The 21,891-nt window shown below is 71.9% G+C and carries 19 protein-coding genes; 14 read left to right on the top strand and 5 right to left on the bottom strand.

The features are described 5' to 3' along the window. Positions 1 to 34: 34 nt before the first annotated feature. Complete coding sequence (locus ACFY3J_RS03915) at positions 35 to 805, bottom strand: DeoR/GlpR family DNA-binding transcription regulator (RefSeq protein WP_384182895.1); 771 nt, start codon at positions 803 to 805, stop codon at positions 35 to 37. A gap of 269 nt (positions 806 to 1,074) precedes the next feature. Further along, positions 1,075 to 1,884 (bottom strand): NAD-dependent epimerase/dehydratase family protein, encoded by an 810-nt coding sequence (locus ACFY3J_RS03920; RefSeq protein WP_384182892.1) that lies wholly within the window; start codon positions 1,882 to 1,884, stop codon positions 1,075 to 1,077. Positions 1,885 to 2,140: 256 nt separating this feature from the next. Here ACFY3J_RS03920 and ACFY3J_RS03925 point away from each other — a divergent pair, with 256 nt between their 5' ends. Beyond that, entirely contained in the window at positions 2,141 to 3,340 is a 1,200-nt protein-coding gene (locus ACFY3J_RS03925; RefSeq protein ID WP_384182890.1) for a hypothetical protein, read from the top strand. Here ACFY3J_RS03925 and ACFY3J_RS03930 read toward each other — a convergent pair. Beyond that, complete coding sequence (locus ACFY3J_RS03930) at positions 3,277 to 4,509, bottom strand: MFS transporter (RefSeq protein WP_390840144.1); 1,233 nt, start codon at positions 4,507 to 4,509, stop codon at positions 3,277 to 3,279. The two genes, ACFY3J_RS03925 and ACFY3J_RS03930, sit on opposite strands and share 64 nt — an antisense overlap. 579 nt (positions 4,510 to 5,088) lie before the next feature. On the opposite strand from ACFY3J_RS03930, the gene ACFY3J_RS03935 reads away from it, so the two are divergent. The 12 genes from ACFY3J_RS03935 (at position 5,089) to ACFY3J_RS03990 (ending at position 18,636) form a co-directional block, all read left to right on the top strand. Then, positions 5,089 to 5,676 carry a TIGR03086 family metal-binding protein gene (locus ACFY3J_RS03935; RefSeq protein ID WP_384182884.1) on the top strand — a complete coding sequence of 196 codons (588 nt, stop codon included), beginning with the start codon at positions 5,089 to 5,091 and terminating at the stop codon, positions 5,674 to 5,676. A gap of 514 nt (positions 5,677 to 6,190) precedes the next feature. Further along, complete coding sequence (locus ACFY3J_RS03940) at positions 6,191 to 6,859, top strand: GntR family transcriptional regulator (protein WP_384182881.1); 669 nt, start codon at positions 6,191 to 6,193, stop codon at positions 6,857 to 6,859. Continuing rightward, positions 6,856 to 7,764: a dihydrodipicolinate synthase family protein gene (locus tag ACFY3J_RS03945; protein WP_384182879.1), complete on the top strand. Its 909-nt coding sequence runs from the start codon at positions 6,856 to 6,858 to the stop codon at positions 7,762 to 7,764. Before ACFY3J_RS03940 ends, ACFY3J_RS03945 begins: the two co-directional genes overlap by 4 nt. After that, entirely contained in the window at positions 7,761 to 9,500 is a 1,740-nt protein-coding gene (araD, locus tag ACFY3J_RS03950) for an L-arabinonate dehydratase (protein WP_384182877.1), read from the top strand. The genes ACFY3J_RS03945 and araD overlap by 4 nt, the downstream gene beginning before the upstream one ends. Positions 9,501 to 9,641: 141 nt before the next feature. Further along, positions 9,642 to 10,574, top strand: coding sequence for a carbohydrate ABC transporter permease (locus ACFY3J_RS03955; RefSeq protein WP_384182874.1), 933 nt, complete (start codon positions 9,642 to 9,644; stop codon positions 10,572 to 10,574). Next, positions 10,571 to 11,455, top strand: coding sequence for a carbohydrate ABC transporter permease (locus ACFY3J_RS03960; protein ID WP_384182871.1), 885 nt, complete (start codon positions 10,571 to 10,573; stop codon positions 11,453 to 11,455). The genes ACFY3J_RS03955 and ACFY3J_RS03960 overlap by 4 nt, the downstream gene beginning before the upstream one ends. Beyond that, positions 11,452 to 12,645: a Gfo/Idh/MocA family protein gene (locus ACFY3J_RS03965; protein ID WP_384182868.1), complete on the top strand. Its 1,194-nt coding sequence runs from the start codon at positions 11,452 to 11,454 to the stop codon at positions 12,643 to 12,645. Before ACFY3J_RS03960 ends, ACFY3J_RS03965 begins: the two co-directional genes overlap by 4 nt. Next, on the top strand, positions 12,642 to 13,481 hold the full coding sequence (locus ACFY3J_RS03970) for a PmoA family protein (protein ID WP_384182865.1): 840 nt from the start codon (positions 12,642 to 12,644) through the stop codon (positions 13,479 to 13,481). The genes ACFY3J_RS03965 and ACFY3J_RS03970 overlap by 4 nt, the downstream gene beginning before the upstream one ends. A gap of 182 nt (positions 13,482 to 13,663) precedes the next feature. Then, entirely contained in the window at positions 13,664 to 15,004 is a 1,341-nt protein-coding gene (locus ACFY3J_RS03975) for an ABC transporter substrate-binding protein (protein ID WP_384182862.1), read from the top strand. Between the two features lie 133 nt (positions 15,005 to 15,137). Continuing rightward, positions 15,138 to 16,457 (top strand): polysaccharide lyase family 1 protein, encoded by a 1,320-nt coding sequence (locus tag ACFY3J_RS03980; RefSeq protein WP_390840149.1) that lies wholly within the window; start codon positions 15,138 to 15,140, stop codon positions 16,455 to 16,457. Between the two features lie 84 nt (positions 16,458 to 16,541). Further along, positions 16,542 to 17,708, top strand: coding sequence for a pectinesterase family protein (locus tag ACFY3J_RS03985; RefSeq protein ID WP_384182855.1), 1,167 nt, complete (start codon positions 16,542 to 16,544; stop codon positions 17,706 to 17,708). A 130-nt stretch (positions 17,709 to 17,838) separates the two neighbouring features. Beyond that, positions 17,839 to 18,636: an HAD family acid phosphatase gene (locus ACFY3J_RS03990; RefSeq protein WP_384182852.1), complete on the top strand. Its 798-nt coding sequence runs from the start codon at positions 17,839 to 17,841 to the stop codon at positions 18,634 to 18,636. A gap of 284 nt (positions 18,637 to 18,920) precedes the next feature. On the opposite strand, the gene ACFY3J_RS03995 is transcribed toward ACFY3J_RS03990, so the two are convergent. Continuing rightward, complete coding sequence (locus ACFY3J_RS03995) at positions 18,921 to 19,400, bottom strand: GNAT family N-acetyltransferase (protein WP_384182849.1); 480 nt, start codon at positions 19,398 to 19,400, stop codon at positions 18,921 to 18,923. Between the two features lie 3 nt (positions 19,401 to 19,403). Further along, the gene (locus ACFY3J_RS04000) at positions 19,404 to 20,177 is read right to left on the bottom strand and encodes an IclR family transcriptional regulator (RefSeq protein WP_384182847.1); all 774 of its coding nucleotides are present in this window, start codon (positions 20,175 to 20,177) and stop codon (positions 19,404 to 19,406) included. Between the two features lie 166 nt (positions 20,178 to 20,343). Here ACFY3J_RS04000 and ACFY3J_RS04005 point away from each other — a divergent pair, with 166 nt between their 5' ends. After that, the gene (locus ACFY3J_RS04005) at positions 20,344 to 21,870 is read left to right on the top strand and encodes an aldehyde dehydrogenase (NADP(+)) (RefSeq protein WP_384182844.1); all 1,527 of its coding nucleotides are present in this window, start codon (positions 20,344 to 20,346) and stop codon (positions 21,868 to 21,870) included. Positions 21,871 to 21,891: the final 21 nt, after the last annotated feature.

The following is a 21,891-nucleotide window of genomic DNA, read 5'->3' on the forward strand; positions in this document are numbered from 1 at the left end:
GTGAGGTTCCGAGGGAGGCCGGGCGGCTCGGCGGTCAGACCCGGATGACCTGCGGCCCGAGCAGGGAGTAGCGGTGTGCCTCGGTCGCCGGGAGCAGGGTGCTCGTCACGATCGTCTCCAACGCGCCGACTTCGGCGAACCGGCAGAAGCTGACCGCCCCGAACTTGGTGTGGACGCCCGCGAGCACCACCCGGCGCGCGGCCCTGACCGCCTGCGCCTTCACCTCGCTGACCGCCGGGTCGGGCGTGGTCAGACCGTGCTCGCGGGAGATGCCGTTGGCGCCGATGAACGCCAGGTCGATGACGAAACCGGACAGCATCCTCGTCGTCCAGTGGTCCACGGTGGCGAGGGTGCCGGAGCGGACCCGGCCGCCGAGCAGCAGCACGGAGATGGTGCCGGTCTCGGCGAGCGCGCCCGCGACCGGCAGGGAGGCGGTGACCACGGTCAGCGGCCGGTCCCGGGGCAGGGCCTCGGCGATGAGCTGCGGGGTGAAGCCCTCGTCGACGAAGACCGTTTCGGCGTCCCCGAGCAGTTCGGCGGCGGCGGTCGCCACCCGGCGCTTCTCGGGTACGTGGCTGGTGGCGCGGAAGGCCAGGGTGGTCTCGAAGCCGGCGCTCTCCACGGGGTAGGCGCCTCCGTGGGTACGGCGCACCAGACCGTGGTCCTCCAGGGAGCGCAGGTCCCGTCGTACGGTCTCCTTCGCCACACCCAGGTCGGCGGCGAGCGCGGTGACGTCGACCGATCCGGTGGCACGCGCCAACCGCACGATCTCGCGCTGGCGCTCCTCGGCCGTCCCGTGGCTCATGGGTCGACCACCCGCTTCCTGGTTTCGATGCCCGTTCGGGCCCGGTGCGGCCCTTGCCGGATGTTCTACAGCGGGTGCGCGGTTCTGACCAGGCTTGTTTTGGGTTCGCTTCTGTCCGTTTACGCCCGTTCGGCTCGGGTGGTGCCCGCCTCGGACCTGCAGGGGGGAGTTCCAGGGCGTGGGAACGGGCAGCATCGATGCCCGAATACGAGGGCGGGCGGGCCCGTTCGGTGCCCGCCCGCCCTCGGCTGCGTCGCTTTTCCGCCGCGTCAGTACGGCCAGATGGGCGGGTCCGTCACGAAGGGGCCGCCGATGTACACATGGGCCTTGTTGTCCGGGTCGAGCTCACCCTGCTCGGCGATCAGCTTCTCGGCGTACTGCTCCGAGTCGTCCCGCGGTTCGTAGCCCAGCGCCCGCGCGCTGGTCAGATCCAGCCACAGGCGGGTGTTGGCGGAGGAACCGTGGACGACGGTGTGGCCCACGTTCTCGGCGGTCAGGGCCGCGTGGAAGAGGCGGGCGCCGTCGGCGGGGCTCATCCACATGGAGAGCATCCGCACGCTGGTCGGCTCGGGGAAGCAGGAGCCGATGCGCACCGAGACGGTCTCCAGGCCGTGCTTGTCCCAGTAGAGCTGGGCGAGGTCCTCGCCGAAGGACTTGGACAGGCCGTAGAAGGTGTCCGGGCGGCGCGGGGTCTCGATCGGCAGAAGCGGCTCGCCGGGGCCGGGGCGCGGGGTGTGGCCCACCACATGGTTGGACGAGGCGAAGACGATCCGCCGCACGCCCTCCTCGCGGGCCGCCTCGTACAGGTGGTAGGTGCCCTCGATGTTGGCCTTGAGGACCTTCTCGAAGGGGGCTTCCAGGGAGATGCCCGCGAGATGGATGATCGCGTCGACGCCCCGGACGGCCTCGCGCAGGGCGTCCCGGTCGGAGAGGTCCGCGACGATCGCGTCCGGCTCGCCCTCGATCGGCCGCATGTCCAGCAGGCGCAGTTCGTAGCCGTACTCGGGCAGCAGGCCCCGCATCAGGGTGCCGAGCCCGCCGGCGGCGCCGGTGAGCAGAACGGTGCGGGGAGCGGACATCCTCGGTCTCCTTGTAAGGGTTGTTCCTGTGTATGGATACGATTCACATGGATGGACACGCTATGAACAGTGTCCGTACCCCGTCAAGTGTGTCGTGAACTCGCGAAATCCGCTCCTGTGTTGCCGGTTTGCGCGCTTGACCTGCCCGAATGGGGGCTCCTAACGTGATCGCGTTCATGAACGTGGACATTGCTCAGAAACATGCACTCGCCCGGCTGATCGAGCGCGGCAGCGTGCTGCTCGACGAGGAGGAAGCGTGAAGACCTCGGCCTTCGTCTATCCCTGGGACGTCAACGGCGACCCCGAGGCGCCCGGCCGCCTGGCCGCCCTCGGAGCGGAGCAGGTGACGCTCGCCGCCGCCTACCACTCCACGCGCGCGCTGACCCCCCGCCACCCGCGCCACCGCGTGGTCACCGCGGAGCACGCCGCCGTGCTGTACCCGGTGGACGACCGCTGGGCGGGCCGGACGCTGCGCCCGTACCCGGCCGGCGACTGGGCACCCGGCGACGCGTACGGCGAGGCCGCGGCGGCCCTGGCCGAGGCCGGTCTCGAGGTGCACACCTGGGTCGTCCTCGCGCACAACTCCCGCCTGGGCGCCGAGCATCCGGACACCTCCGTCGTCAACGCCTACGGCGACCGCTACCCGTGGGCGCCGTGCGTCGCCCAGCCCGCCACGCGCGCGTACCTGACCGAGCTGGCCGCCGAGGCGGCCGTCCGGCCCGGGGCGCGCGGCACCGAGCTGGAGTCCCTCGGCTGGTACGGGCTCGCCCATCTGCACGCCCACGACAAGACCGCCGGGGTGGGTCTCGGGGACGCCGGGCAGTACCTGATGTCCCTGTGCTTCTGCCCCGCCTGCCGTGCCGGTTACGGCGAACAGGGCCTGGACCCGGAAGCGTTGGCGCGGGCCGTGCGGAGCGCGCTGGAACCGGTGTGGCAGGGGACGCCCTCCGGTGGGGGTGCCGCCCGGTCGAGCGAAGGCGAGACCAGGGGAGGCTGGGCCGGTGTGGTGGAACTGCTCGGCGAGACCAGGGCGGACGCCACCCGCGCATGGCGCGACCACACCGCCCGCACCCTCCAGGAGGCGGCGGTCGCGGCGGTCCGCGCGGCGGCCCCCGACGGCTTCCAGGTCCTGCTGCACGCCGACCCGGTGTCCTACCACTGCGGCGCCAACGCCGGTGTCGACCCCGCCCACATCCTGTCCGTGGCGGACGGCGTGGTGGTCCCCTGCACGGGCGGTTCCGGCCCACTGACCCCGTTCGCCGAACAGGGCCGTCGGGACGCCGTCCTGGCCGCCAACTTCACGATCGTCTCCGGCATGGGCGGCAGCCCGGCCACCCTGGGCCGGGACATCGCCCGGGCACGCGACCTGGGGGCGACGGAACTGCGGCTCTATCACGCCGGGTTGGCGTCGGACGGCGACTTGGCGGCGGTGCGGTCGGCGTTGCGGGGCCTGTGAAGCAGGAACTGTGACGTGGCCAGCAGTCCCAGGGCCAAGAGGGTCAGGAGCACCGGGAGGGAGGCGGCGCCGGCCAGGGCGGCACCCGCGGCCAGGCCGACGACGTTGGGGACGAAGAGCAGCGCGTTCGCGGTGGCGGACGTCCGGCCGAGCAGTTTTGCCGGTGTCTCGCGCTGTACGGCGGTGAACGCGGCGATCAGTACGCACGGCAGTCCGGCGCCGCTCACCGCGCTGCTGACCAGGGCCAGCGGGTCGGACGGGATCGCGCGCAGGGCCACGCCGGCCGCCGTGAGGGCGATGCCCAAGGCCGCGAAGCGGCGGCTGCCCAGGCGGCGCAGGGCGGTGCCCGAGGCAAGGCCGATCGCCACCGAACCGGCGCCCTGGACGGCGTACAGCACCCCGGCGTACGCGGGCGCGTGGCCGAGGCTGTCGACGACGGCGTAGATCAGTGCGCCGGTCACGCCGGTGAACAGCATCGTGGCGCCGCCGGCCAGCACCAGGGGCCGCAGCCCCGGGTGGGACCACAGATGGCGGGCGCCCTCGGCGGTCTGCGCGCGCCAGGAGCCCCCGGGTCGGCGGGGCTTGTCCTCACGGACCCGCAGCAGCGCGTACAGACCGGCGGCGAGCAGGAACGTGGCCGCGTCGAGCAGGGCCACGCAGCGGCCGCCGTACGCCGCGTACAGGCCCGCGCCCGCCAGCGGGGCCAGCAGCTTCATGCCCTCGTTGGCGGTCATCCGCAGCCCGTTGAAGTCGCCGAGCAGCTTCGGGTCGACGGCGGTGGCGACGAGCGCCGACTGCGCCGCGTCCTCCACCACGCCCGTGGCGCCGTAGAGGAACAGCACCCCGTACAGCACCCAGACGCGGCCGGGGGAGTCGACAGTGAGGAGGGCGAGCAGGAGCACCGCCAGCAGCAGGTTCGCGGCGATCAGCAGGGGGCCGCGGCGGACGCGGTCGGCGAGCGTGCCGAGGGCCGGGCCGGCCAGGGTCGGCGCCCACATCGCCAGCAGGCACAGCGCGGCCAGCCCGTTCGAGCCGGTGAGGTCCTTCACCCACACACCTGAGGCCAGCCACAGCGCCGACGTGCCGAAACCGGACACCACCACAGCGGCCAGACACACCCCCGCGGCGCGGTCCCGCAGCACCCGAACCAGGGTCCATTCAGTCGTCATACCGCCCGATCGTCGCCCTAAGGCCCCACCCCACGGATCCGTCGGATGCCGTAGAGCCCGAGCCTGCCCGACCGATAATCCACCGGTGGTCGTCGGTCATGTCACGGGGGCGTGGGCGGGTACTGGCGGTCGTGTGGCGGGGGAGCCCGTCCGTGGCGGGTGGCTCGGGTCGGTGGGGGGCCTGAGCGCGGGTGTTGAGCTCCGGTCGGGCCGGATTGCGGCCGTCGTGCCGCCGGGGCGTGGCCGGGTACCGGCGGTCCCGTTCCGGGAGGGTTCGCGGCGGGCGGCCGGCGTCGGTGGGTGAGCGAGGGCCCGGCATGGGCCCTGGCCGCCGGGGTGCGGTGGTGCGCGGGTGTTGAGTTCCGGTCGGGCGGAGTTCCGCCGGGAGTCGTCGGTCGTGCTGCGGGGGTGTGGTCGGGTACCGGCGGTCGTGTGGCGGGGGAGTCCGTCCGGCGTGGGCGGTCAGCGCCGATGGGGGAGCCGGGTCCCCGGTCGCCGAAGCGCCGTGTCGTGCGGGCGATGAGTTTTGGGGGCCGCGGCGGTCCACCCTCTGTACGTGAGAGCAAGAGTGGAGGAGCGATGACCGACACGATCCTCGATCTCGGTCCGCAGGCCCGTCTCGTGGCGCGGCTGGCCGAGGGTGTGCGTGAGGAGCAGCTCGGCGCGGTGACACCGTGCCCGGACTACGCGGTGCGCGACCTGCTGGGGCACCTGATCGGCCTGGCGGTGGCCTTCCGGGACGCCGGCCGCAAGGAGCTGGGCGCCACGACCGACACCAGCCCGGACGCCGCCGCACCCGACATCGGCCCCGGCTGGCGCGAGGAGTTGCCCAAGGCCCTCGACGAGCTGGCCGAGGTCTGGCGCGACCCGGCCGCCTGGACCGGCATGACCCGCGCGGGCGGCGTGGACCTGCCGGGCCGGGTCGCCGGGGCGGTGGCCGCCGACGAGCTGGTGGTCCACGGCTGGGACCTGGCCCGCGCCACCGGCCAGGACTACGAGCCCGACCCCGCCGCACTGCGGGCGTCGTACGGCTTCCTGCGCGCGGCGGCCGACGACCCGAACCGGGGCAACGGCCCGTTCGGATCCGTCGTCCCCGTCCCCGAGGACGCTCCGCTGCTCGACCGGGCGGTGGGCCTGAGCGGCCGCGATCCCGGCTGGAAGCCCTGAACGGCCGAGGGCCGGCAAGAACCGGTCCGAACACGAGCCGATCTTCACGGAGTTGCGGCGGCATACGCTTTCGGCCGCTCTGATCCCGGTCCTCACGCCCCGCGACCGCACGCAGCGGCCGCGGGGCCTCTTCATGCCGCCCGGCGCCCGATTTCCGCGCGAGACAGACCTGCCACGTGCGTCGTCGCCCATGGCGCGGAGGCAGGCCCACGGACTGCGGGCACGGTTCTCAGCGGTCCGTGGTCGGCCGCCGGCCGTCGACATCCCAGCCGAACCGGATCGCGAAGGCGAACACCCGACGCGCCTCACCACCCCTCACCCGCCGCCGCATTCGCCCGCCCCGCACCCGTCGTTCCTCGGCGCGAAATTCCTGTGCCGGAGGCATTGACGAAACCCCGGGCCCCTCTTACCTTCATCGCGTCGTACTTCGTACGTCATATATGAGACGCGATACGCGAGATCAGGAACTCGCGATCCGAGCCGTGATGTGATCGACGAGATCCGAGAGGCGCGCATGACCTCTGTGCCCACGCCGATCCCCTCCCGCACGCAGGTCGTGCTGGAGGCGATCAAACACCGCATCCTGACCGGGCGGCTGACGCCCGGTCAGGCCCTGGTCGAGACCGAGCTCGCCGCTCAGTTCGGGGTGTCCAAGACCCCGGTGCGCGAGGCGCTCAAGACCCTGGCCGGCACCGGACTGGTCGTGATGAACCAGTACAAGGGCGTCACGGTGCGCGAAGTGGACGCGGACATGGCACGCGAGGTCTACGACGTGCGGCTGCTGCTGGAGCCGGAGGCGCTGAGGCGCTCGGTGCGCCGCGGCGCCTCCCTGGACGCCGCCCGCGACGCGTTGAAGCAGGCCGCCGAGGCCGCCGACACCGCCGAACGCTCCCTCGCCAACCGCGAGTTCCACCGCGCCCTCTACCTGCCCTGCGGCAACCCGCTGCTCGGCCGGATGCTCGACGAGGTCCGCGACCAGGCCGCCCTCGTCTCCGCCGTCGCCTGGTCCGCCGACCCCTCCTGGGACCGGGAGGCCACCGAGCACCGGGAGATCCTGCGGCTCGCCCTGGAGGGCGACGCCGACGGCGCGGCCCGCGCCCTCCACGCCCACATCGCGTCGTTCGTGCAACGGGCCTTCCCCTCAGCGGAGTCGAAGGCCCAGGGAGAGGACGGTCAGGCATGACAACGGCGTTCGAGACCCAGCGGGCGGCCCTGGCCGACGTGGTGGCGATCCCGGTGACCCCGTTCACCGAGGACGGCGGCGTCGACAGCGCCACCTACCGGGCCCTGCTGCGTCGTCTGCTCGACGGCGGCATCACGACCCTCACACCCAACGGCAACACCGGCGAGTTCTACGCCCTCACCCCTCAGGAGCGGCAGCAGGTCACCGAGATGACCGTCGAGGAGGCCGGGGACCGGGCGGACATCCTGGTCGGCGTCGGCCACGACGTGCCCACCGCGGTCGCCTCCGCCCGGCAGGCCCACGAGCTGGGCGCGCAGATGGTCATGGTCCACCAGCCCGTGCACCCCTACGTCTCCCAGGGCGGCTGGGTCGACTACCACCGCGCGATCGCCGAGGCCGTGCCCGAGCTGGGCGTCGTCCCCTACATCCGCAACGCCCAGCTGCCCGGCGCCCGCCTGGCCGAACTCGCCGACGCCTGCCCGAACGTCATCGGCGTCAAGTACGCCGTACCGGACGCCACCCGCTTCGGCGCCTTCGCCCGGGACGCGGGCCTGGACAGGTTCGTGTGGGTCGCCGGCCTCGCCGAGCCCTACGCCCCTTCCTACTTCTCCGCCGGCGCCACCGGCTTCACCTCCGGCCTGGTCAACGTCGCCCCGGCCGTCTCCGTCAGCATGCTCCAGGCGCTCAGGGCCGGCGACTACCCGGCCGCGATGAAGGTCTGGGAGCGGATCCGCCGCTTCGAGGAGCTGCGCGCGGCCAACGGGTCGGCGAACAACGTCACCGTCGTCAAGGAGGCCCTCGCCGCGCTCGGCCTGTGCCGCCGGGACGTGCGCCCGCCGAGCAAGCCGCTACCGGAGAGCGAACGCGCCGAGGTCGCCGCCATCGCCGCCGGGTGGTCGATATGACTGCCCGGCCGAGCGACCGGCGCCCGGAGGATCTGCGCAGTCACCAGTGGTACGGCACCGACGGCCTGCGCTCCTTCAGCCACCGCGCCCGCACCCGCCAGCTCGGCTACCTGCCGGAGGAGCACCTGGGCAAGCCGGTCGTCGCGATCCTCAACACCTGGTCCGACATCAACCCCTGCCACGTCCACCTGCGCGACCGCGCCCAGGCGGTCAAGCGCGGGGTGTGGCAGGCGGGCGGCTTCCCGCTGGAGTTCCCGGTCTCCACGCTCAGCGAGACCTTCCAGAAGCCGACCCCGATGCTCTACCGCAACATGCTCGCCATGGAGACCGAGGAGCTGCTGCGCTCCTACCCGGTCGACGGCGCCGTCCTGATGGGCGGCTGCGACAAGTCCACCCCCGCCCTCCTGATGGGCGCCGCGAGCGTCGACCTGCCCACCGTCTTCGTGCCCGCCGGGCCCATGCTGCCCGGCCACTGGCGGGGTGAGGTCCTCGGCTCCGGCACCGACATGTGGAAGTACTGGGACGACAAGCGGGCCGGCCTGATCGGCGACTGCGAGATGGCCGAGCTGGAGAGCGGCCTGGCCCGCTCGCCCGGCCACTGCATGACCATGGGCACGGCCTCCACGCTGACCGCGGCCGCCGAGGCCCTCGGCGTGACCGTCCCCGGCGCCTCCAGCATCCCGGCGGTGGACTCCGGGCACGACCGGATGGCGGCCAGGGCGGGCATGACCATCGTCGAACTGGTCCGCAGGGACCGGAAGCTGAGCGAGATCCTGACCCGCGAGGCGTTCGAGGACGCGGTCACCACCGTCCTCGGGCTCGGCGGCTCCACCAACGCCGTGATCCATCTGATCGCCATGGCGGGCCGCGCGGGCATCCGGCTCACCCTCGACGACTTCGACCGCGTCGCCCGCACCGTCCCGGTCCTCGCCAACGTCCGCCCCGGCGGCCGGAAGTACCTCATGGAGGACTTCCACTTCGCCGGCGGCCTGCCCGGCTTCCTCTCCCGCATCCCGGACCTGCTCCATCTGGACCGGCCGACGGTGTCGTACGACACCCTGCGCGAGCAGATCGCCGGCGCGCAGGTGCACGACGACGACGTGATCCGGCCCCGCGGCAACCCGGTCGCGGACGAGGGCGGCGTGGCGGTGCTGCGCGGCAACCTCTGCCCGGACGGCGCCGTCATCAAGCACATCGCCGCCGAGCCGCACCTGCTCAAGCACACCGGACCCGCCGTCGTCTTCGACGACTACCGGACCATGCAGCGCACCATCAACGATCCCTCGCTCGGCATCACCGCCGACAGCGTGCTCGTGCTGCGCGGCTCCGGCCCCAAGGGCGGACCAGGAATGCCCGAGTACGGCATGCTGCCCATCCCCGATCACCTGCTCAAGCAGGGCGTGCGGGACATGGTCCGGATCTCCGACGCCCGCATGAGCGGCACGAGTTACGGCGCCTGCGTGCTGCACGTCGCCCCCGAGAGCCATGTCGGCGGACCGCTGGCGCTGGTGCGCACGGGCGACCCGATCACCCTCGACGTCGAGGCCCGCACTCTCCGACTCCGCGTGGAGGACGAGGAGTTGGAGCGCCGCAGGGCCGAGTGGACGCCGCCGCCCGCGCGTTACGAGCGCGGCTACGGCGCCCTGTACTCCGAGCAGATCACCCAGGCCGACACCGGCTGCGACTTCGAGTTCCTGGCCCGGCCCGGGAAGGTGCCGGACCCGTACGCCGGATAGCCGGCCCCGCCCGGAACCGGGCGCCACCCCCCCGAGCCGACCACCCCACCCGCCCCCTCCGCCGAAGCGCTTCACCCACGTGTACGTAGCAAGCGCTTCCTATGGACCGCTGTACTGCCCCACTGCGAACGGAGAACAGTCATGGCCCAAGCCGCAGCCGTGGCGAAACCGCCCGCGCCACCCCGGCGGCGCCGTGCCTCCGCCACGCCGCGCAGGCTTCCGTACCTGCTGATCGCCCCGGCCGCCCTGCTCATGCTGGGCTTCATCGCCTACCCGGTGCTCAGCGTCTTCTACTACAGCCTGCAGAACTACAACCCCACCAAGCCGTGGCGGAACGGATACGCGGGCTTCGACAACTTCGTCCACGCCTTCACCCAGGACCCCCAGTTCTGGGACACGCTGATCTTCAGCGCCAAGTGGGTGGTCGTCGAGGTCGGGCTGCAACTGCTCTTCGGACTCGCCCTCGCCCTGATCGTCAACCAGACCTTCGTGGGCCGCGCGCTCGGCCGGGCCCTGGTGTTCTCCCCGTGGGCCGTCTCCGGCGTGCTCACCTCCGCGATCTGGGTGCTGCTCTACAACTCCCAGACCGGCCTCACCCGTTATCTCGCCGACATGGGCATCGGTTCCTACGGCACCAGTTGGCTGTCGGACACCTCCACCGTGTTCCCGGCGGCGGTGGTCGCCGACCTGTGGCGCGGGGTGCCCTTCTTCGCCATCCTCATCCTCGCCGACCTCCAGTCCGTCTCGCACGACCTGTACGAGGCTGCCGAGGTCGACGGGGCGAGCCGGCTCAAGCAGTTCTGGCACATCACCCTGCCCCATCTGAAGGACGCCATCGTCCTGTCCACGCTGCTGCGCGCGGTGTGGGAGTTCAACAACGTCGACCTGCTCTACACCCTCACCGGCGGCGGACCGGCCGGCGAGACGACCACCCTGCCGCTCTACATCGCCAACACCAGCGTCGACGCCCACAACTTCGGCTACGCGTCCGCCCTGACCACGGTGGCGTTCGTCATCCTGCTCTTCTGCTCGATCGTCTATCTGCGGCTGAGCAAGTTCGGAGGTGAGAAGTGATCACCGAGATCGCGCCCGCGCCGGAGCGAGTGGTGTCCGAGCCGGCCCGGCCCCGCGGCGGGCGCCGCGCCTGGGACGAGGTCCCGCGCTGGCACATCTATCTGCCGCTGTCCGTGTACCTGCTCTTCACCCTGATCCCCTTCTACTGGATCCTGCTGTTCGCGCTGCGCCCGGCCGGCTCCACCTCGCTCGTGCCCTGGCCCATGACCTTCGAGCACTTCGAGAAGGTCTGGACCGAGCGGAGCTTCGGCCTCTACTTCCAGAACAGCGTGCTCGTCGGCGTCGCGACCCTGGTCCTCACCACGGTCGTCGCCCTGGCCGGCGGTTACGCGCTCGCCCGGTTCGACTTCCGGCTCAAGCGCGGTTTCATGCTCGCGCTGCTCTGCTCGCAGTTCGTGCCCGGCGCGCTGCTGCTGGTCCCGCTCTTCCAGATCTTCGCCAAGCTGTCGATGATCAACTCGCTGGGCAGCGTCATCGTCGCCGAGACCGTCTTCCAGCTGCCGCTGTCGATGATCCTGATCAGCGGCTTCATCAAGAACGTGCCCCCGTCCCTGGAGGAGGCCGCCTGGGTGGACGGCTGCAACCGCTTCTCCGCCTTCCGGATCGTCGTCCTGCCGCTGCTGCGGCCCGGGCTGATCGCCGTCGGCTCCTTCGCCTTCGTGCACGCCTGGAACCACTTCCTGTTCGCGCTGATGTTCCTCTCCGACCAGAGCAAGCAGACCATCCCGGTCGGCCTCAACACCCTGATGAGCGCGGACAGCGTCGACCTGGGCGCGCTGGCCGCGGGCGGCATCGTCGCCGCCGTCCCCGTGGTGATCGTGTTCGCCTTCATCCAGAAGTGGCTGATCACCGGCTTCAGCGCGGGGGCGGTGAAGGGATGACGGCCACCACGCCACCGACGGCGACCACCGCACCGACGGACGCCACCACGCCGCTGCCGGTCGTGCTCGCCGGTGCCCGCGGTCACGGCCGCTGGCACCTGGACAACATCCGCCGGCTCCAGGACATGGGCCTCGTACGGCTCGTGGGCATCTGCGAGCTGACTCCGCTGGCCGAGGACGAGATCCCCGGCGGTCTCGGCACACCGGCCCAGTCCGCCGACTTCGGCGCCCTGCTGGACGCCACCGGCGCGCGGATCGCGGTGATCTGCACGCCCATCCCGACCCACACCGACCTGGCGCTCACCGCCGCCGCGCGGGGCGTCCACCTCCTGCTGGAGAAGCCGCCCGCTCCCTCGTACGCGGAGTTCCGCCGGATGGCCGACGGGGTCGCCGAGGCCGGTGTCGCCTGCCAGATCGGGTTCCAGGCACTGGGCTCGCACGCGATGCCCGCGATCCGGGAGCTGGTCGCGAAGGGCATGATCGGGACGGTCACCGGGGTCGGCGCGGCGGGTGCCTGGGCACGTGACGAGGCCTACTACCGACGGGCGCCCTGGGCGGGCAGGCGCCGTCTGAACGGCGTCGACGTGGTCGACGGGGTGCTCACCAACCCCCTCGCGCACGCCGTGTCCACGGCGCTCGCCCTGCTCGGCGCCACCCGCGCCGAGGACGTCACCGGCATCGAGACCGAGCTGTGGCGGGCCAACGCCATCGAGGCCGACGACACCAGCTGCGTCCGGGTCACGACCCCGCGCGGCCCGGCCGCCGTCGCGGCGACCCTGTGCGCCGAACGCCCCGACGACCCGTACGTCATGGTGCACGGCAGCAGCGGCCGGATCACCTTCTGGTACAAGCAGGACCGGGTGCTGCTGCAGCGGGCCGGCTACGGTCCGGAGGAGTTCGAGTACGGTCGCACCGACCTGCTGGAGAACCTGGTCGGCCATCTGACCACCGGGGCCGGACTGCTGGTTCCGCCCGCGTCCACGGGCGCCTTCATGCGGGTCGTCGAGGCGATCCGTACGGCCCCCGACCCCGGCGCGCTGCCGGCCGGCTTCTGGCGGCGCCTGGCCGACGAGGACCGCCGGATCGTCCCCGGTGTCGACGGACTCGTCGCGGCCGTCGCCGACACCCTCTCCCTCTACTCCGAGCTGGACGTCGACTGGGCGTCGCCGAAAGAGGTGACCGTCGGATGACGGACTCCCCGGTCCTGCGTGTGGCGGGCCGCCCGGTCGCCCGCTACGTCACCCGGCCCGAGCTGCCCGACCGGCGCTCCCCGCGCCCCTATCTGCACCCCGTCACCACCCTGGCCGGCACGGCGGTCACCGAACTCGGCCCCGCCGACCACCTCCACCACCTCGGCGTCGGTGTCGCCGTTCCCGACGTCGAGGGGCACAACTTCTGGGGCGGGCGCACCTTCGTACGCGACCGGGGCCCGACCGAGCTGGACAACCACGGCGCCCAGCGGCACACCGGCTTCTCCCTGCGCGAGGCCGACCGGTTCGAGGAGGAGCTGCGCTGGGTGGCCGCGGGCCGTGAACTGCTGCGCGAGCGCCGTACCGTCGCGGCCACCGGACTCACCGCCACCGCCTGGGCCCTGGACTTCACCTTCGCCCTGACCAACGTCACCCCCCGGGCGCTGTCGATCGGCAGTCCCGCCACCAACGGACGCCCCGGTGCGGCGTACGGCGGCTTCTTCTGGCGGGCCCGCAAGGAGGATCGGCCCCCGCTCGTCCTCACCGCCGACCGGGACGGCGAGGCGGAGGCCCACGGCACCCGCGCCGACTGGCTGGCGCTCGTCGGCGGCACCTGGACGCTGGTGTTCGCCGGGGCCACCGACGCCACCCGCCGGGACGCCTGGTTCGTGCGGGCCGCGGAGTACCCGGGCGTGGGCTCGTCGCTGGCGGCCGAGCGGCGGCTCGCGATCGAGCCGGGCGAGACCGTCCTGCGCCGGATCGTCACCGTCGTCGCCGACGGCCGTCTCGGCCGGGACGAGGCCGGGGAGCTGGCCCGCGAGGCGGCCCTGTCATGAGGAAACCGCTCGTCGGGAACCCTCCCGCCCCCACCGTGCAGTAACCCGCTCCGCCGTCGCCTCGGTCGGGAGCCGCCGTGGCACACCCCTCCAGCAAGCGCTTACCGAAAGTGTCCCCGAGTCCCCGACCTCAAGCCCCAAGCTCCACCTCCGAGTTGGATCCAGAAGAAGAGAGCCGATCAATGAAGATCAACATCCGTAGAAGCAGGCGCGCCGCCGTGGCCGTCGTCCTGGGTTCCGCGCTCGCGCTGACCGCCACCGCGTGCGGTGACGACGGCAGCGGCTCCGGGAAGAGCAAGGGTTCCGAGGGCTCCGGCAAGGGCGAGATCACCTTCTGGGACAACAACGGCGGTGTGCGCACCGACGTCTGGAAGCAGATCATCGCGGACTTCGAGGAGAAGTACCCGGACATCAAGGTCAACTACGTCGGAATCCCGGCCGCGAGCGCCCAGTCCAAGTACGACACCGCCATCCAGGGCGGCGGTCTGCCGGACGTCGGCGGCGTGGGCACCGCGATGCTCGCCGAGATCGCCGCCCAGGGGGCGCTGGAGCCGCTGGACGGCAGACTGGCGAAGAGCGAGCTGAACGGCAAGCTCAGCGAGAACGTGCTCGGCGTCAGCAAGGCGGCGGGCGGCGGCGACACCCTGTACCACGTGCCGACCTCGGTGAACAACGGCACGCTGTGGTACCGCACCGACCTGTTCAAGAAGGCCGGCCTGGACGCGCCGACCACCTGGGACAAGTTCTACGAGGCCGCGGGCAAGCTCACGAACAAGGGCAAGAACGAGTTCGGCTTCACCATCCGCGGCGGCGAGGGCTCCATCGCACCGGCTCTGGACGCGGTGTACGGGCAGACCGGCATCACCTCGTTCTGGGACGGCGACAAGACCACCGTCAACGACCCGAAGAACGTGGCGGCGCTGGAGAAGTACGTCGCGCTGTACAAGAAGGACACCCCGTCCGCCGACGTCAACAACGACTTCACCAAGATGGTCGCCCAGTGGGACAGCGGCACCATCGGCATGCTGAGCCACAACCTGGGCTCGTACCAGGACCACCTGAGTGCCCTCGGCAAGGACAAGTTCCGCGGCATCCCGAACCCCACGCTGGGCGACGGCACCCGGGTGCAGGTGTCCAACCCGGTTGACGGCATCGGCCTGTTCAAGGCGAGCAAGAACAAGGCGGCCGCCTGGAAGTTCATCGAGTTCGCCGCCTCGGCCGCGGAGAACTCCAAGTTCAACGAGTCCGCCGGGCAGGTGCCCACCAACGTCGACGCCGCCGCGGACGCCTGGATCCAGCAGGCCGAGCCGACGAAGCTGGCGGCCGAGGCGCTGAACGGGGCCGACACGAAGATCGTCCAGCTGCCGTACTACCTGCCCGACTGGAACACCATCTCCAAGGCCGACAACGAGCCGAACTTCCAGAAGGTGCTGCTCGGCAAGATGAGCGCCAAGCAGTTCCTGGACACGCTGGCCGACCAGCTGAACAAGGCGCAGGCCGAGTGGAAGCAGAACCAGGGCTGACGCCGGCCGATGAGACCAAGGCGGACGGTCCGGGGGCTTGAGGCCGGTTCCGGGCCGCGGACCGTCCGTGGCTGGGTGCGCGGTTCCCCGCGCCCCTTCTTGTCCCGCTCTCCGTGGAAAGAGGATCCGTACAGTGCGCACACCGAAATGTCATGAGCGTGTCATCACTGCGGCCGTGGGCTGCACCGCCCTGGTGCTCGCCGTCACCGGCACCGCCGCCGCGGCTCCCGGGCCCCACACTCCCGACACCGCCCGCCAGGTGCTCGCGGCCAAGGACGGCTGGGGCTCCTACGGCACCGGCACCACCGGCGGCGCGAAGGCCGACGCCGCCCACACCTACACCGTCACCACCTGGGACGGCTTCAAGGCCGCGCTCGCCGCCGGCGGCAGCGCGCCGAAGATCATCAAGGTCAAGGGCATGATCGACGCCGACGGCCCGAGCTGCTCCGCCTTCGAGGTGCCCGGCTACGACTTCGACACCTACCTGGAGACCTACGCGCCCCAGACCTGGGGGCGCGACCGGAACCTGGACGGCGAGCCCGACGACAGTCCCGAGGGCCTGCGCCGCGCCTCCGCCGCGCTCCAGGACAAGTACATCAAGGCGAACGTCCCCGCCAACACCACCATCGTCGGCGTCGGCAAGGACGCGGGCTTCAAGGGCGCCAGCCTCCAGATCAAGAACGTGGACAACGTCATCGTCCGCAACGTCACCCTGGAGAGCCCGCTGGACTGCTTCCCGCAGTGGGACCCCACCGACACCGCCGACGGCAACTGGAACTCCGAGTACGACAGCGCGGTGATCACCGGCTCCACCCATGTCTGGATGGACCACAACACCTTCACCGACGGCGAGCACCCCAACAGCACCCTGCCGTACTACTACGGCCGGATCTTCGAGCAGCACGACGGCGAGCTGGACATCGTCAAGGGCGCCGACTACGTGACGGTCTCCTGGAACATCTTCGAGGACCACGACAAGACCATCCTTATCGGCAACAGCGACAGCGCGTCCACCGCCGCGGTCGACCGGGGCCACCTGAAGGTGACCCTGCACCACAACCTGTTCAGGAACCTCGTCGAGCGGGCCCCGCGCGTCCGCTTCGGGCAGGTCGACTCCTACAACAACCACTTCGTGGCCAACGCCGGCTACGGCTACAGCTTCGGCATCGGCATGGAGTCCCACCTCGTCGCCGAGCACAACGCGTTCACGCTCGCGAGCGGGGTCGGCGCGGGCCAGATCCTCAAGAAGTGGAAGGACTCGCCGGTCACCGAGTCCCACAACTACGTCAACGGCAGGCTCACCGACCTGATCGCCGTGCACAACGCCCAGGTCCCCGACGAGATCCTCCAGCGGGGCGGGGACTGGGCCCCGGCCCTGCGCACCCGGATCGACAACCCGAAGGCACTGCCGGGGATCGTCGACCACCAGGCGGGCGCCGGCCGTCTGCGCTGACGTCCGCTCCCGGCGGGCCGGGGCGCACCCTCCGCCCCGGCCCGCCACCGCCGCCGACCCGCCGCACCGCGAAGGAGCACCCGCATGCCCTCGCCCCACCTCAGCCCGTCCCCGCCGTCCCCGCCTGGAAGGGGACGGCCCGGAAAGGGCCTGTCCAGAAGGGGACTGCTGCTCGCCGGTGCCGCCGCCGGCGCCGCACTCGGCCTGGCCGCCCCGCCCGCCGGGGCCGCCGTCCGGCCGCACCCGTTCGGCCGCCACGGCTCGCCGGCCGCCCGCCGCACCCCGCGCACCCTCTACGTCGACCCGCACGGCCGCGGCGACTTCACCCAGGTGCAGGCCGCGGTGAACGCGGCGGCGGGCGGTGGCTGGACCCTGGTCCTCGCGCCGGGCACCTACCGGGAGACCGTCTCGGTGGACGCCACCCGCACGGACATGACCTGGATCGGCGCCACGGGCGACGCCCGCGACGTGGCGATCGTGTACGACAACGCGGCGGGCACGCCCACACCCGACGGCGGCACCCACGGCACCAGCGGATCGGCCACCACGACCGTCCAGGCGGACGGCTTCACCGCCCACCGGATCACCTTCGCCAACGACTGGCTGCGCGCCGACCACCCCGGCGTCGGCGGGACCCAGGCCGTCGCCGTCAAGGTGCAGGGCGACCGCTCGGCGTTCTGGCACTGCCGCTTCCTGGGCCACCAGGACACCCTGTACGCCGACACCAGGACCCTGTCCGCCTTCGCCCGCCAGTACTACGCCCACTGCCACATCGAGGGCGACGTCGACTTCGTCTTCGGCCGGGCGACCGCGGTGTTCGAGCACTGCCACTTCCGCGCGCTGGACCGCACCGACCTGGCGGCGGCGCCGTACGGCTTCGTCTTCGCGCCCTCCACCGCGGCCGCCAACCCGCGCGGCTACCTGGTCACGCACGGCCGCGTCACCAGCCGGGCCCCGGACGGCGGCTACAAGCTCGCCCGTCCCTGGGTGCCCAGTTCGGACACGACCGCCCGCCCGATGCTGACCGTCCGCGACACCTGGCTCGGCCCGGGCATCGACGCGGTCGTGCCATACGCCAACATGTCGGACACGTACCCCTGGCAGGGCCAGCGTTTCGCCGAGTACCGCAACTCCGGCCCCGGCGCGCGGATCACCGACCCGGCCGACCGCCCCCAGCTCACCCGCGCCGAGGCCCGGACGGCGACCCGGGAGGCGTACCTCGGTGACTGGACGCCGTGGCGGGGGCGCTGACGGCGCGTGACCGGCCGAGGTGAACGGCGGGTGGCGCAGGCGAATTGTCGGCCACGCCGGATATCGATCGGGCAAAAGGTACCCCGCACGGTCTCGCGCATCCGAGGGTGACGCGCGTAGAAAGCGACTCATGCACAAGCCACTGCGTATCGCGGCCCTCGCCGCCACCTGCGCCCTCACCGGTGCCGTGATCTACGGCGCCGGTGCGGCCACAGCGGGTCAGTCGACCGCCAACTCCACCCACGAGCCCTACAACATCGGGCTCCTCACCCAGGACATCGACACCTACTACGGCACCAGGCTCGACGCCGGCGGTGTCTACCAGGCGTCCCCGGACAGCCCGTACGCCAAGGACCTCGCGCGCATCGACGCCGACGCCAGGAAGTGGATCGACAAGGCGGCGGACAAGGCGGACCACAAGGGCAAGAACAAGCCGGCCGTCGTCTTCGACATCGACGACACGCTGCTGCTCAGCCTGGACTACGAGAAGAAGAACAGCTACGGCTACAACAGCGCCACCTGGGCGGCCTACGTCAACAAGGCCGACCGTCCCGCGGTCTTCGGCAGCCCCGAACTCGTGCGGTACGCCGCGAAGAAGGGCGTCGAGGTCTTCTACAACTCCGGCCTGAGCGAGGCGCAGCGCTCCGCCGCCGTGGAGAACCTGAAGAAGATCGGCGCCGACGTCAACCTCGACGCCGCGCACATGTTCCTCAAGGACGCGGCCAACCCGCCGTCCTACCTGAAGGGCTGCGCCACCCCGGGCGCCTGGACCTGCACGACCGTCCAGTACAAGGCCGGCACCCGCAAGCACATCGAGGACCTCGGGTACGACATCGTCGCCAACTTCGGCGACCAGTACTCCGACCTCGACGGCGGCCACGCCGAGCGCACCTTCAAGCTGCCGAACCCGACGTACTTCGTCGGCTAGTGCCGCGGCAGGCATCGTTTGCCCGTCAAGGAGCGGCGTCCGGTGCGTGCTCCGGGGTCCCCCCTGCTCGAAGAGCTTGGGGGAGTGCCGGCCGGAAGTCCTCGTACTGGACGTACTTGGGCTTCCGGCCGGTGCGGCGAGTGGGGGTCCCCCTGCTCGAAGAGCTTGGGGGAGCGTGCCGGGCGTCGCGACGGGGCGAACGTCGCCTGTCGGGGCGCTGGGCACATGACGTGCCCCGCCCGCTCCACGAGGCCGGGCGGGGCACGTCACGCGCGCTCGCGCGTTCACCCGGCGTCGGCCCGCAGCGACAGCACCACCTCGTCGATCTCCTCGCCCCGCGCCTCGGCGAACCCCCGGGCCCGCGCGGACTCTTGGAAGCCGCACTTGGCGAGCACCCGCAGCGAGCCGGCGTTGTCCGCCGCCGCCCGCGCGTACAGCGGGCGTTCCGGGACCTCGGCCAGCAGGGCGCGCAGCGCGGCCGTGGCGACGCCGCGGCCCCAGTAGGCGCGGTCCACCCAGTAGGTGACCTCGCGCTCGCCCGGCTCCCCGTAGACGGCGGCGCTGCCGACCACGTCACCGTCCAGCAGGACGGTGCGCAGCACGACGGACGAGGCGCGCATCCTTCGCCAGTGCGCCACGAAGGCGTCGTGGTCGGCCGGGTCCTTCGGGGTGAAGGCCGCCATCCGCAGCGCCTCCGGGTCGTTCATCTGCCGGAAGAACACCGGCAGATCGCTGTCGTGGACCTCGCGGAGCATGACCTCCATGTGTCACAGCCTCCGGGTGGCGAGCGTCAGTCGGTCACGGGCGTCGAAGAGAGCATCCTTCACCATCTGCTCGTGCGCCGGCGTCAGGCGCGCCACCGGGACCGAGCAGCTGACCGCGTCCCGGGCCGGGGTGCGGTACGGGATCGCCACACCGAAGCAGCGCAGGCCCAGGGTGTTCTCCTCGCGGTCGACGGCGTACCCCTGCTCGCGGATCTGGTGCAGTTCCTCGATGAGCCGCTCGCGGTCGGTGATGGTGTGCTCGGTCAGCGCGGGCAGCGTCTCCGGGAGCATCTTGCGCACCTGCTCGTCCGTGTACGTGCTCAGCAGCGCCTTGCCCAGCGAGGTGGAGTGGGCGGGCAGGCGGCGGCCGACCCGGGTGAAGGGGCGCAGATAGTGCTGCGACTGGCGGGTGGCCAGGTAGACGACGTTGGTGCCGTCCAGGCGGGCGAGGTGGATCGTCTCCGTGGTGTCGTCGGACAGCCGGTCCAGCGTGGAACGGGCCGCCGCGACCACCTCGTCACCGTCGATGTAGGAGGTGCCGACGAGCAGTGCCCGCACGCCGATGCCGTAGCGCGTGCCGGTGGCGTCGGTCTCCACCCAGCCCAGCTCGACGAGCGTGCGGAGCAGCATGTACAGGCTGGACTTGGGATAGCCGACGGCCTCCTGGACCGCGGCCAGCGAGTGCATACCGGGCCGGCCGGCGAAGAACTCGAGCAACTCCACGGTCCGTACCGCGGACTTGACCTGCGCCCCGCCGCCTGCGTCGCCTGCCGACATCGCCCTGGACCCCTTCGTTCGACGAGAAGCTGGAGATATAGTCTCCGACAGTGTATTCATCATCAGAGACAGCGTTCAGTATATCGAACGCCCTGGTGGTGACCCGAATGCGGCCGACCGTAAGGACCGGCCGGATACCGTGGCAAGACATGTGGAGGGATCCGCGGTGGCAGCACCAGTCTGGAGTGTCGACCCCCGTACCGGGAAGCAGCGGGAACAGGTTGCGGTGGAGGCCACAGCGCAGGAGGTGGACGCCGTCGTGCGGGCAGCGCACGAGGCGCGCGGGGCGCTCGCCGTCCGCGCCGTCCGCGCGGCATTCCTGCGTTCCGCCGCCGACCGGCTGGAAGGGGCCCGGGACCGGCTCGTCGAGGCCGCCGACGCCGAGACCGCGCTCGGACCGGTCCGGCTGACCGGCGAACTGGCCCGGACCTGCTACCAGTTGCGGGCCTTCGCGGACATCGTCGACGAGGGCGCCTTCCTCGACGTGATCATCAACCACCCCGACGCCACCGCGGCCCCGCCGATCCCGGACCTGCGCCGCTACAAGGTGCCGCTCGGGGTCGTCGCCGTCTACTCCGCCTCCAACTTCCCCTTCGCCTTCTCGGTCGCCGGCGGCGACACCGCGAGCGCGCTCGCCGCGGGCTGCCCCGTCGTCGTCAAGGCCCACCCCGACCATCCGGCACTGTCCGAACTGGTCGCCAGGGTGCTGCGCGGAGCGGCCGCGCACCACGGCGTCCCCGAGGCCGTGATCGGTCTCGTCCACGGCTTCGAGGCGGGCGTCGAACTCGTCGGGCACCCGCTCGTCGCGGCCGCCGGCTTCACCGGTTCCGTACGCGGCGGCCGGGCCCTGTTCGACGCGGCGGCCGCGCGGCCGGCGCCGATCCCCTTCCACGGCGAGCTGGGGTCGCTCAACCCGGTCCTCGTCACCGAGGCCGCGGCCGCCGAACGGGCCGAGGCCATCGGGACCGGGCTGGCCGGGTCGATGACGATGGGGGTCGGGCAGTTCTGCGTGAAGCCCGGACTGGTCCTCGTGCCGTCCGGAGCCGCCGGCGACGGCCTGGTCAAGTCGCTCACCGACGCCGTCAGCGACACCGACCCGGGCGTCCTGCTCGACCACCGGATGCGCGACAACTTCCTCACCGGCATCGCCGAGCGCTTCGCACTGCCCGGCGTCGAGTCGCCGGTCACCCCGGGCGCCGGCGGCGAGCACTCGGTCAGCGCGGGCTTCCTGACCGTCCCGGCCGAGAAGCTCACCGACGAGGGGGAGCACGACCTGCTCCTGGAGGAGTGCTTCGGCCCGGTCACCGTGGTGGCCCGCTACGAGGACGAGGCCGAGGCCGAGGCCGTCCTGTCGCGGCTGCCCGGCAACCTCAGCGCGACCGTGCACCTGTCCACCGAGGAGGCGGCCGGCCAGGGACGCGGCGCCGAACTGCTCGCCCGGTTGACCCCGCTCGCCGGACGCGTGCTCGTCAACGGCTGGCCGACCGGTGTCGCGGTGGCCCCCGCCCAGCACCACGGCGGCCCCTATCCCGCGACGACCTCGACGTCCACCTCCGTGGGCGGTACGGCGATCGAGCGGTGGATGCGCCCGGTGGCGTACCAGAACGCCCCGGAGGCTCTGCTGCCGCCGGAGTTGCGCGATGACAACCCGCTCGGGCTGCCCCGCCGCTTCAACGGCCACCTGGAGCGCTGACCCCGCGCAGCACGGAACCGG

This window comes from Streptomyces sp. NPDC001231 (assembly GCF_042896885.1).
GTDB lineage: Bacteria > Actinomycetota > Actinomycetes > Streptomycetales > Streptomycetaceae > Streptomyces.

Excerpts from the sequence above, each read along its gene's own strand:
- ACFY3J_RS03920 (WP_384182892.1), bottom strand. The coding sequence starts at position 1,884 with ATGTCCGCTCCCCGCACCGTTCTGCTCACCGGCGCCGCCGGCGGGCTC.
- ACFY3J_RS03940 (WP_384182881.1), top strand. The coding sequence starts at position 6,191 with ATGACCTCTGTGCCCACGCCGATCCCCTCCCGCACGCAGGTCGTGCTG.
- ACFY3J_RS03970 (WP_384182865.1), top strand. The coding sequence starts at position 12,642 with ATGACGGACTCCCCGGTCCTGCGTGTGGCGGGCCGCCCGGTCGCCCGC.
- ACFY3J_RS03995 (WP_384182849.1), bottom strand. The coding sequence starts at position 19,400 with ATGGAGGTCATGCTCCGCGAGGTCCACGACAGCGATCTGCCGGTGTTC.
- ACFY3J_RS03965 (WP_384182868.1), top strand. The coding sequence starts at position 11,452 with ATGACGGCCACCACGCCACCGACGGCGACCACCGCACCGACGGACGCC.
- ACFY3J_RS03990 (WP_384182852.1), top strand. The coding sequence starts at position 17,839 with ATGCACAAGCCACTGCGTATCGCGGCCCTCGCCGCCACCTGCGCCCTC.
- ACFY3J_RS03935 (WP_384182884.1), top strand. The coding sequence starts at position 5,089 with ATGACCGACACGATCCTCGATCTCGGTCCGCAGGCCCGTCTCGTGGCG.
- ACFY3J_RS03915 (WP_384182895.1), bottom strand. The coding sequence starts at position 805 with ATGAGCCACGGGACGGCCGAGGAGCGCCAGCGCGAGATCGTGCGGTTG.
- ACFY3J_RS03930 (WP_390840144.1), bottom strand. The coding sequence starts at position 4,509 with ATGACGACTGAATGGACCCTGGTTCGGGTGCTGCGGGACCGCGCCGCG.
- araD (WP_384182877.1), top strand. The coding sequence starts at position 7,761 with ATGACTGCCCGGCCGAGCGACCGGCGCCCGGAGGATCTGCGCAGTCAC.
- ACFY3J_RS03985 (WP_384182855.1), top strand. The coding sequence starts at position 16,542 with ATGCCCTCGCCCCACCTCAGCCCGTCCCCGCCGTCCCCGCCTGGAAGG.
- ACFY3J_RS03955 (WP_384182874.1), top strand. The coding sequence starts at position 9,642 with ATGGCCCAAGCCGCAGCCGTGGCGAAACCGCCCGCGCCACCCCGGCGG.
- ACFY3J_RS03975 (WP_384182862.1), top strand. The coding sequence starts at position 13,664 with ATGAAGATCAACATCCGTAGAAGCAGGCGCGCCGCCGTGGCCGTCGTC.
- ACFY3J_RS03945 (WP_384182879.1), top strand. The coding sequence starts at position 6,856 with ATGACAACGGCGTTCGAGACCCAGCGGGCGGCCCTGGCCGACGTGGTG.
- ACFY3J_RS04000 (WP_384182847.1), bottom strand. The coding sequence starts at position 20,177 with ATGTCGGCAGGCGACGCAGGCGGCGGGGCGCAGGTCAAGTCCGCGGTA.